Raw genomic sequence first — 10,568 nt, forward strand, 5'->3', positions numbered from 1 at the left:
GTTTTATATTGTTAAAGAGCAACTCAATCTCATTAGAGAACTTGAGTACCACACTGAGCATCGAATGCTTCCAGATGGCTAGGGCTGCGTATTCTACGCATTTCCCATTGTGCGTCAAGGAGTTTTTTACAACTTCTTGCTGCAATTGAATTAAGTGGTTAAAAGCCATTCAATTCAATCTAACTCGTCAGCTAGCTTTCGCTGTCTGCCGTGTCAGTGGATGCGTATTATAGGCAGCAGAAGATTTTCTGCAAGGGCTTTTTAATGAAAAACGATCGCATGGCGAGCTTTTACACAGCGGTGTTTGTTTTGCGTGCAAAATGACGATTAATCAGGCTTTTTAGTGCCTTTATCAATAAAACCTTGGATTAGCGAAGTTGCTTTGGCATCGTCCCAATCAACATAAGTTCGAACAAAGGCAATCAATTGACCCTGTTGATCTAAGATAAAGGTCGCAGGAATAGTATCGAGTGGAAAAACGTCCCCAAGACTTTGTGGCTGATCGTAGTAAGAGTTGAAATTTGCCATGCCCAACGAACTTAAGAACGGCTGCACCTGCTGTTTGCCTTCAGCATCAATAGAAATAGGCAATACTACAAAGTCTTCAGCTTTGAACTTAGTTGCGAGTCTTTCGATTGCGGGTAGCTCTCTTACGCAAGGCGGACACCAGGTGGCCCACATGTTTACCATAATGACCTTGCCTTTAAATTGACTGAAGTCGATGGGCTTACCATCGACGTCATTAAAAGGAACTGGCTCAATAGGAAACGTCTTTGGCAATACATTGATCAGATCAACGGTAGATTCAATCGGTTTAGCCGCTTGCTGCATGCCGGGATAAGCGTGGGCTATCCCGCCAGCAACAAACGAAAACACAGATGATAAGATTAATATTACTGCGATGTTATGCTTCATTTCTGATTACGCTTCAGCAAAGTATCTAACTCACGTTGGTCTTCAGCACTTATTTCATTCGGAACATTACCGACAATACGCTGCTTTCGAATGAAGATAAAACCAATGATTAAACCCATGAGCAATAAACCAATCGGACCTAACCAGAGAACATAGGTTTTGGTTTCCATTTTAGGCTTATACAATACAAACTCACCATAACGGCTGGTCATAAACTCGATGATCTCGTTGTCACCTTTACCTTCATCGACCATTTTGAAGACTTCAAGGCGCAGATCTCGAGCTACCGGTGAATTAGAGTCGATCAAATTCTGGTTTTGACACTGTGGACAACGTAACTCATGGGCCAAAGACAAACCACGCTTTTGATTTTCAGGTGTTTTGAATTCATAAGTATCAACGGGGGTTGCCATGACAGCGGTCGTCATGCTGAATAACAGCACTAGACCACCGATAATTTTTGTCAGCATTCTCATGATGCGCCATCCTTCGTCGCTTCAGCTTGTAATTGTTGGATCATAGGATAAAGCGTTTCACTCCAGACACGTTGGTCGATTGGACCAGCATAGCGAAAACGGATAATACCATTGTGATCAACTATAAAGCTTTCTGGTGCGCCATAAACGCCTAGGTCTAATCCTAAACGGCCATCTTTATCATAAATATTGACGTTATAAGGATCGCCCTGACGTGTTAACTCCTCTAATGCAGGAGCACGCTCGTCACGATAGTTGATCCCGTATATTGGCAGAAGATTTTTACGCTTTAACATCACTAAGAAGGGATGCTCATACTTACAAGATGGGCACCAAGTCGCCCATACGTTAAATAGTGCAACCTTACCCTTTAACTGCTCATTCGTAATAATCTCAGCTGATGTTTCTAAGCTTTCCAGTTGGAAAGCCGGCATCGGCTTTCCTTCCAGTGCTGAATCCAATTGCTGCGGATTCAAAAATAGCCCTTTATAAAGAAACACCCCCATGGCGAGAAATATAACCAATGGGATAAACAGAACCAACTTCTTCATACATTCCCCAATTAGTGAGCCGTTGCTAATTTTGCTTTTTCGGCCAGAGGCTCAACTGTAGCAGTGGCTTTTGCACGATAGCGTTTATCAGATGCGGCTAAGAACCCGCCAACCATCATGAAAATAGCTCCAAACCATAGCCAACGGACAAATGCCTTGTAGTTCAAACGAACTGCAAATTCAGTGCTGGTAATCGGATCGCCCATAGTGACGTACAAGTCACGGAACAGACCCCAGTCGATACCCGCTTCTGTCATGTCCATAGTACGCACATTATATTGACGGCGATCTGGCTTGAGTAATGTCAGTAGCTCATCGCCTTTGTAGACTTCTATCTGTCCCTGCATTGCAGTGTAGTTAGGACCGACTACGTTTTTGGTCTCAAGATACTTAAAAGTATAGCCCGCGAGTTCTTGGCTTACGCCCGGCCCCATACGGACACTTTTCTCAATCGAGTAATTCGATACCATAGTGGCGCCAATCACTGAGACTGCAATACCTAGATGCGCGCAGATCATACCGAGCTGGCTACGACCTATGCGGTTAATACTGATATCACCTTCTTTCGACTTAACCATATTGTAAGCCGCACGCGCTGTTGCCAATACGATCCAAGTTGCCGCAGTAATACCCAGGGTAACCCAAATATTGAATACACCATCAACGATAAAGGGAGTGACCACACCGATTGCCACAGCAACCATTGCAGGGATCAATAGCTGACGTCTCAACTCACCCGCTTTAGATTTTTTCCAGCGGATAATCGGACCTATGCCCATAAAACCAAATAAGACTAAGACAATAGGCACAAACACAGCGTTAAAGTATGGAGGTCCTACGGAGATCTTACCCATCCCGAGCGCATCGATAAGTAATGGATATAACGTACCCAAGAGCACTGTACCGGCGGCAACCGTGAGTAAAACGTTACAAACCAGTAGCATGGTTTCTTTAGACTTTAACTCAAAACGGGCTGGACTGCTCATTTCGCTGGCACGGAAGGCAAACAGAGTCAGTGAACCACCAATGGCTAAGCCAAGTAACAACAGAATAAACATACCGCGGCTTGGATCAGCTGCAAATGAATGTACTGAAGTTAATACACCAGAACGAACAATGAAGGTACCTAACAAACTTAATGAGAAAGCAAAAATCGATAGCAATACAGTCCAGTTACGGAAGGCGCCACGTTTTTCGGTCACGATCAAAGAGTGAACAAGAGCCGTACCGACTAACCAAGGCATGAAGGAGGCATTCTCAACCGGATCCCAGAACCACCATCCTCCCCAACCTAACTCATAATATGCCCACCAAGAACCGAGGGCGATACCACCCGTAAGAAAGGTCCACGCTGCTAATGTCCAAGGACGAGACCAGCGAGCCCAAGCAGAATCGAGACGGCCACTCATCAGTGCGGCAATCGCAAACGCAAAACTCACTGAAAAGCCCACATAACCTAAATACAGCATCGGCGGATGGAAGATTAATCCCACATCCTGCAGCATTGGGTTTAAATCGCGACCTTCAGCAGGTATTGGGAATAAACGTTCAAATGGACTAGAGGTAAGTATCATAAATAGGCCAAAGCCCATAATAATCATTGCCAATACTGCCAATACGCGTGCAGTAAACACTTCCTCTAAGCCTTTACTAAATAAAGCTACCGAGGCTGCCCAAGTCGATAAAGCAAACACCCAAAATAACAGTGACCCTTCATGGCCGCCCCATACGGCCGCGATCTTAAAGAAGATAGGTAACTGGGAGTTAGAGTGGTGTGCTACATAAGCGACTGAGAAATCATCGACGGCAAAGCTATAGCCCAGCACGACAACGGATAAAGTGATAAAAAAGAACATTCCGTACGTTAACGGCCAAGCATACCTAACAAGGTATTGATCTTTTCGGGCAACACCTATTAGGGGGACGCTGATCAGTAAGAAGGCAAATGCCATTCCTATTATCAACGCAAAGTGTCCAAGTTCTGGGATCATGGGTTTTCCTCAGTCTTCAATAATATGTTGATTTAGAAAGACTCTATATCAACGCACAACATGTTATTATCACGCAAATGCACAAAAATTTGCTCATTTTAGTATTTGCTATTGTTCCTGTCTGCCTCTTTCGTACAAAACTGGGTTACTTGTCTCATTCTCAATTTTTAAGGTCAATAATTGTCGCGAAAGAGTTACAGTTCTGCATGTGACCAACTAATGGCACTTAAGTTTCATGTAGAATTTACCCGAAGAATTAATTTGTGAACCAGTGCCCAACTATAAGCTTTCGGTACAAGGATTACCTTATATTACTGTTCAATTAAGCATCTTTACGTATAATCTTGCTTCCAAGCCTAGCGGTTACCCCGCTTTCTGCAAACTAAAGTGAATATAGAAACATATGACAACATTTTGGATTTTTATTGCGCTTGTTCTATTCGTCGGCCTTATGCTGATTTGGATCCCGCACTTCCGACAGCAAAAATTGCTAATCGCAGAAGAGGCCGGAGTACGTAGACAGACGAACCTTGAATTGTTCAATGAACGGCTAGCTGTGCTTGAGAAAGAATTACATGAAGAGTTATTAGATAAGGCTGAATTTGATGCTTTAAAAAAAGAACTAGAAATCAGTCTACTTCAGGACATCAAACAAGCAAGTGATGACTCCCTAGTTAACTCAATCAAGCCGAAGACTATTCTATGGCCATCTATGATGTCTATCTGTTTAGTTGCTATTTCAGGCTACATGTACCAACACTTAGGTGACTTCCAAAATATAGGCAATGTCCAATCGGCGAATCCACACGCAGGTATGGATGCGGCACAGATTATGGCGCAACGCGTACAGATGATGGAAGCACAAGTGAAGGCTGAACCTGAAAATAGCCAAGCTTGGTTTACCTTAGGCCATGCATATGTGTCGGCAAATCAATATGACAAAGCCATTGCTGCATTTGATAAAGTCATAGCATTGGTTGGCAAGCAAGCTGAATTGCTAGGACCAAAAGCGACTGCGATGTATTACAAAGCAGGCCAACAGATGACACCACAAATCCAAGCTATTATCGATGAATCATTAGCGATGGATGCTCAAGACCCTTCAACATTATTGCTCGTCGGTATGGATGCTTTCTTTGCGGCAGACTACAAGAAGGCTATTGCCTCTTGGCAAGCTATTTTAGATAGCGATCGCGCCGATGTTGACCGTACTGCACTGATGAATGCAATTGAAACAGCAAACTTGCGTATGCAGTCTGAAACTGCAGGAATGCCAGATGATAATGCTCATAAACAAGTGAAAGCCAGCAGCGTTAAATCGGTAAATATCACAATATCTATCGCAGCAGAACTTGCAGCGAAAGCTAGTCCAGAAGACACTATCTTTATCTTTGCTCGTGCGACTGAAGGGCCAAAAGTGCCATTAGCAGCAACGAAAGTCAGCGCTAAGTCTTTCCCAATTACAGTGACGTTAGATGACAGTAGCGGTATGGGTGGGGACACAAGGTTAAGTGATGCAGCGAATGTTGAAGTGATAGCTGTACTTTCTAAGCACGGTAATATCAAGCCACAGACGGGTGATATTCAAGGAAAGATTAATACTGTTGCAGTGGGTGATAGCGCAAGTCTAGTGCTCGATACTCAAGTGCAATAATTTATTAATCATTGCAGATTCTAGATATAAAAAAACCGGCTTTTGCCGGTTTTTTTAACAGCTAAAAACTACTTAGCTTTCGACATGAATTCGATAGCAGCTTTGTAATCTTCATCAGTACAATCAGTACACATACCACCTGGTGGCATAGCATTTAAGCCGGTTTTCACACTTTTCACTAGAGCATCAACACCCTTCGCTAGGCGTGGTTCCCATTCTGCAGCGTTGTGCACTTTTGGAGCACCGGCAACACCCATGCTGTGGCATACGGTACATGCCTTGTTGTAGATAGCTTCAGCTTCCTGAGCTGATACGTTGACTGACATAGTCAAAGCAGCGACTGCAGTTATTGCTAACAGTTTTTTCATCTTCGTGTTCCTAATGCAAATACGTACAAAGCTCGGCGCTGCCCTTACTAAGGCAGACTCATTATAACGAGCTAAGATTACTACAAACTTCAATAAATCTCATCTTTTTGTGATTAGAATCTCAACACAAAATGAATCAGGCGACAAGGGTTGTAAATTCGTTAATATATTAGCAAATCGTAAAAAAGTTCGATAAATATTGCTGTTATTGGAACCACATCAAATTGCTGACATCTAGTACAAACCAAAGGTAAACGTACAATAATGTTTGTGTTAGAATGACTTGTGTTTCCTTCCGGCTTGAGATAGAGGGTTCAGTGGCAAATATAACAACAAAAACATTAGTATCAGCAAATAAGCTGACCTGTATCCGCGAAGAACGCATCCTTTTTGATGAATTAAGTTTTGATATCCATGCTGGTGACATAGTACAAATTGAAGGCCCTAACGGCGCAGGAAAAACCAGTTTATTACGCATATTAGCAGGCCTTTCCCGTCCATACGCGGGACACACTTTTTATATTGATGAAGACATTAATCGCTGCCGCGACGAATATAATCAAGACCTATTGTATTTAGGCCACCTAGCGGGAGTGAAATGCGAGCTGACCGCAGAAGAAAACCTTAATTTCAATTTAAGAATCAGTGGTTATTATGACTTTGATACCTCAGCCATTTTAGCCAAAGTCAATTTAACTGGCTTTGAAGAGGCGCTTGCGGGGCATTTATCCGCAGGCCAACATCGCAGAACAGCACTCTCGAGACTGTGGCACAGCAACTGCAAAATTTGGATCCTTGATGAGCCTTTTACTGCGATTGATAAAAAAGGTGTCGAGGAATTAGAACAATTATTTATTCAGCATGCTGATAATGGGGGCTGCGTGATCCTCACGACTCACCAAGATATGGGCATTATCAAAGATGATAGGCTTCGTAAAATTCGTCTAGATTATCGCTTCATATAAGGTCAGAAAAAATGAAAAGAGGCATCAATTTTACGCAGGCGTTTTTCACCTTGTTACAGCGAGATCTTAAAATTGCCATTCGTCATCGTGGCGATATTTTTAACCCGCTTTTATTCTTCATTATGGTTGTGACCTTGTTCCCTCTCGGAATAGGCCCTGAGCCACAAATGTTAGCTCGTGTGGCACCAGGAATCATTTGGGTGGCGGCATTATTAGCATCAATGTTATCACTTGAAAGACTCTTTAAAGCGGACTTCAGTGATGGCAGCTTAGAGCAAATGTTATTGAGCCCACAGCCTTTAGCGATTTTAGTATTAGCTAAAGTTTTAGCACATTGGATTTTAACCGGAGTGCCACTGATTATTATCGCACCCTTGTTAGCGGTATTACTTAATTTAGATGGCAATAGTTATGGTGCGTTAATATCGACTCTTGCGCTAGGCACGCCAGTATTATCGCTATTAGGCGCCATTGGTGTCGCATTAACCGTCGGCCTTAGAAAAGGTGGCGTATTACTCAGCTTACTTATTTTGCCCCTATATATCCCTGTACTCATTTTTGCAACGAGTGCCATAGACGCGGCAGGAATGAATTTACCCTATGATGGTCAGCTCGCTATAATAGGCGCTATGCTGATCGGATCGTTAACCTTAGCACCTTTTGCAATTGGTGCATCTCTGCGAGTGAGTACTAACTAAAATGTGGAAATGGTTACACCCTTACGCGGATCCTGAACGCGCCTATAAGTTATCAGGAACATTATTTCCATGGTTTGCGACCTTAGCGGGTCTGCTCATCGCTGTGGGCACCATATGGGGACTCGCTTTCGCACCTACTGATTATCAGCAGGGTGATAGCTACCGTATTATCTTTATTCATGTTCCGGCCGCTTCTATGTCAATGGCGGCGTATATGGGTATGGCAACAGCAGCCTTTATTGGGCTAGTGTGGCAGATCAAACTTGCCGACTGGGCTGCGGCTTCTATTGCGCCTATCGGTGCAGTAATCACCTTTATTGCCCTCTTTACCGGTGCTGCATGGGGTAAACCTATGTGGGGCGCATGGTGGGTTTGGGATGCACGCTTAACCTCTGAGCTAGTATTACTGTTCTTATATTTAGGTGTTATCTCACTCTATGCCTCATTTGAGGATAAAGTACTCGCGGCTCGTGCTGCAGGGATCCTAGCGATAGTCGGTGTGATCAATATCCCCATCATCAAATACTCAGTTGAATGGTGGAGCTCATTACATCAACCGTCAACAATACGCATTACCGAGAAGTCGACTATGTCGACAGAAATGCTCTATCCACTGTTAATCAATATGCTTGGCTTCGGTCTCATGATAGCTGCCATCACTATTGTGCGATTCAGAGCAGAAATTTTAGCAAGAAATGGCATGCGCCCTTGGGTCCGTGAACTAGCTAAGGCTGAGGAGGTCAAATAATGCAATTCGAATCAATCAGTGATTTTTTTAATATGGGCGGCTATGCATTCTATGTATGGCTATCCTACGGAGTGACCTTCTTCTGCCTCTCTACGCTCATCATTACCAGCGCACGCCAAAAGCGTAAGGTGTTAATTGATATCGCGAAGAAGATGGATAGAGAAGAACGCCTAAAAGAAACTAGGAGTACTAAATCGTGAACCCAAGACGCAAAAAAAGACTGACATTAGCTGTAGCATTAATCGGTGGCGTTGCTGCGATTACTTCGCTTTTGCTCTATGCGCTGAACTCCAACTTGAACTTATTCTATACTCCGTCTGAAATTGTCCACGGCAAAACAGACACTGGCGTAAAACCTGAAATTGGCCAACGTATTCGTGTCGGCGGAATGGTAACAGTCGGTTCTATGGTACGAGACCCTAAGAGCTTACATGTACAGTTCGCTGTGCATGACTCTCTAGGCGGCGAAGTACTGGTCACCTATGACGATCTACTGCCCGATCTATTCCGTGAAGGACAAGGTATTGTGGCGCAAGGTGTACTCGGTGCTGATGGTAAGCTAGAAGCGACTGAAGTACTGGCTAAGCATGATGAAAACTACATGCCACCAGAAGTTGCCGAAGCCATGGGCCAAAAGCACGAAAAGTTGGATTACAGCCAACAAAAGGCACCAGACACTAAGTAACTTTTAGTTAATTCGTAAAGCATACACACTAAGCCTCCTAACTTAATAATTAGTGAGGCTTTTTTATTCGATTACTTTGCATAGTTATAGGTATTTATTCAAGTTTTACCTGCATCTAAGACTACTTATTATTCAGACCATGTAATCCATTAACTGTTCAGCCTTATCCATTCTCAAGAGCACAGCGGCAATACCTTTTGTCGCTCGTAAATAAACACCTTCGATGTAATCCAACAATATTATCATATCCACTAAAACAGCTATTTAATAACGCATCTGCCATACCTATTCCAGCGGATTTGGTTCTGGTGAATAATACCAACTCCATTAATTAACCTGAACTCAGGATAAAAAACTGGACTAAACGACCTCTTTATGATCAGAACTTTCGACCAAGAAGGAACCCATCACGCAGAGGACTTATGGATAATTTAGTGGATGTATTTTTTGATGTCGATGATTTTTATGCTGTATTTATCCCACAATGGAAAAAAGTGCTTAACAAATGGTAAACGCCAATGTCAGAGCAGAAATGAGTGAAATAATGAAAATTATCAAACTCTTCCATACATCTCATCATCGTGACTTTGTAGTCATCAACTAAATTTGGCCACGGCTTTAGAATCTTCCCAAAATCTTCGCACCGATTCATTTGGGCTTAATCCTGCATTGTAATGATGTGGCCTGACTTGGCTGTAATAACCAATAATATAATCAGTCACATCTTGTTTAGCTTCAATAAAACTCTTATAGCCTTGCGTTGGCACCCATTCCATTTTTAAACTCCTGAAAAATCGCTCCATTGGCGCATTATCCCTGTAGTTGCCTCGGCGACTCATGTTCTATTTCCACAGCCGTTGACGGTATTTAAGGCTAGTGTAATGACTGCCTTGGTCCGAGTGAAATATCATGTTTTTAGGCTTACTCCGTGATTCAAATGCCATTTCCAGTGCTTTCAGCGTTAACTCAGTATCTGGTGAAAATGACATTGCCCAACCCACAGCTTTTCTTGAAAATAAGTCCAGCACAACCGCTAAATAGCACCAGCGATTACCCGCTCAAATGTAAGTGACATCGCCACACCAGACGGTGTTTGGTTCAACCACTGCAAATTGTCGTTCGAGTATATTGGGGATGGCAACATGCTACTTTCCAGCCTTTTTGTAGTGGTGTTTGGGTTATTGGCAACTGACTAATCCTAGCTTTTTCATTAGTCTAGTTGCTCGATAACGACTTAGTGCAAAGCCACGTTCAGAAGCGATAGTAGCAATGTTTCTCGCACCTACTGAGTGGTTACTTTGCATATGTATCGCTTTGATTTCACATTGCATGATGAGCATTATGGGGGAGGAAGCAGGAAGGATAAAGCATCGATATTGGCGGATAAATACACTATTTCTGCCAAATTGCAGACGCAAAAAAGCCAGCTTATTCAGCTGGCTTCGTTACATCTCATCGAGATAATTAGGCGCTTGGCGATGACCTACTCTCACATGGGGAGACCCCACACTACCATC

At 43.1% G+C, this 10,568-nt stretch carries 12 protein-coding genes and 2 pseudogenes; 8 read left to right on the top strand and 6 right to left on the bottom strand.

From position 1 onward, the window contains the following. Positions 1-327: 327 nt before the first annotated feature. Genes ACRN9H_RS19125 through ACRN9H_RS19140 form a run of 4 tightly spaced genes read right to left on the bottom strand, consistent with a single transcriptional unit; the run spans position 328 to position 3,933 of the window. Complete coding sequence (locus tag ACRN9H_RS19125) at positions 328-915, bottom strand: TlpA disulfide reductase family protein (protein ID WP_220774566.1); 588 nt, start codon at positions 913-915, stop codon at positions 328-330. Then, positions 912-1,391 carry a heme lyase NrfEFG subunit NrfF gene (gene nrfF, locus ACRN9H_RS19130; RefSeq protein WP_432315779.1) on the bottom strand — a complete coding sequence of 160 codons (480 nt, stop codon included), beginning with the start codon at positions 1,389-1,391 and terminating at the stop codon, positions 912-914. Before nrfF ends, ACRN9H_RS19125 begins: the two co-directional genes overlap by 4 nt. Then, entirely contained in the window at positions 1,388-1,942 is a 555-nt protein-coding gene (locus ACRN9H_RS19135) for a DsbE family thiol:disulfide interchange protein (RefSeq protein WP_220774564.1), read from the bottom strand. Before ACRN9H_RS19135 ends, nrfF begins: the two co-directional genes overlap by 4 nt. Before the next feature lie 11 nt (positions 1,943-1,953). Then, positions 1,954-3,933, bottom strand: coding sequence for a heme lyase CcmF/NrfE family subunit (locus ACRN9H_RS19140; RefSeq protein WP_432315781.1), 1,980 nt, complete (start codon positions 3,931-3,933; stop codon positions 1,954-1,956). Positions 3,934-4,336: 403 nt separating this feature from the next. On the opposite strand from ACRN9H_RS19140, the gene ccmI reads away from it, so the two are divergent. Further along, a complete protein-coding gene (gene ccmI / locus ACRN9H_RS19145; RefSeq protein ID WP_432315783.1) occupies positions 4,337-5,587 on the top strand; it encodes a c-type cytochrome biogenesis protein CcmI in 1,251 nt (416 codons plus the stop codon). A gap of 68 nt (positions 5,588-5,655) precedes the next feature. Here ccmI and ACRN9H_RS19150 read toward each other — a convergent pair whose 3' ends face one another. Further along, positions 5,656-5,955, bottom strand: coding sequence for a c-type cytochrome (locus ACRN9H_RS19150; protein ID WP_432315785.1), 300 nt, complete (start codon positions 5,953-5,955; stop codon positions 5,656-5,658). 317 nt (positions 5,956-6,272) lie between these two features. Here ACRN9H_RS19150 and ccmA point away from each other — a divergent pair, with 317 nt between their 5' ends. From ccmA to ACRN9H_RS19180, 6 genes and pseudogenes are all read left to right on the top strand, one after another. Next, complete coding sequence (gene ccmA / locus ACRN9H_RS19155) at positions 6,273-6,920, top strand: cytochrome c biogenesis heme-transporting ATPase CcmA (protein ID WP_432315787.1); 648 nt, start codon at positions 6,273-6,275, stop codon at positions 6,918-6,920. A gap of 11 nt (positions 6,921-6,931) precedes the next feature. Next, positions 6,932-7,618: a heme exporter protein CcmB gene (gene ccmB / locus ACRN9H_RS19160; protein ID WP_432315789.1), complete on the top strand. Its 687-nt coding sequence runs from the start codon at positions 6,932-6,934 to the stop codon at positions 7,616-7,618. Between the two features lies 1 nt (position 7,619). Next, the gene (locus ACRN9H_RS19165) at positions 7,620-8,366 is read left to right on the top strand and encodes a heme ABC transporter permease (RefSeq protein ID WP_432315791.1); all 747 of its coding nucleotides are present in this window, start codon (positions 7,620-7,622) and stop codon (positions 8,364-8,366) included. Then, complete coding sequence (ccmD, locus tag ACRN9H_RS19170; protein WP_432315793.1) at positions 8,366-8,566, top strand: heme exporter protein CcmD; 201 nt, start codon at positions 8,366-8,368, stop codon at positions 8,564-8,566. Before ACRN9H_RS19165 ends, ccmD begins: the two co-directional genes overlap by 1 nt. Further along, positions 8,563-9,051 carry a cytochrome c maturation protein CcmE gene (ccmE, locus tag ACRN9H_RS19175; RefSeq protein ID WP_011982115.1) on the top strand — a complete coding sequence of 163 codons (489 nt, stop codon included), beginning with the start codon at positions 8,563-8,565 and terminating at the stop codon, positions 9,049-9,051. The genes ccmD and ccmE overlap by 4 nt, the downstream gene beginning before the upstream one ends. Before the next feature lie 422 nt (positions 9,052-9,473). Further along, positions 9,474-9,640 (top strand): annotated as a pseudogene (locus ACRN9H_RS19180) (IS982 family transposase); the annotation flags it as partial. A gap of 7 nt (positions 9,641-9,647) precedes the next feature. Here the strand turns inward: ACRN9H_RS19180 and ACRN9H_RS19185 are convergent. Next, a pseudogene (locus ACRN9H_RS19185) lies at positions 9,648-10,379 on the bottom strand (IS3 family transposase); the annotation flags it as partial. Here ACRN9H_RS19185 and ACRN9H_RS19190 point away from each other — a divergent pair. Continuing rightward, a partial coding sequence (locus ACRN9H_RS19190) for a hypothetical protein (protein ID WP_432315796.1) occupies positions 10,356-10,568 on the top strand: 213 nt, incomplete at its 3' end. The pseudogene ACRN9H_RS19185 and the gene ACRN9H_RS19190 overlap by 24 nt on opposite strands.

The organism is Shewanella sp. MF08487 (assembly GCF_050848685.1).
Taxonomy (GTDB): domain Bacteria; phylum Pseudomonadota; class Gammaproteobacteria; order Enterobacterales; family Shewanellaceae; genus Shewanella; species Shewanella glacialipiscicola.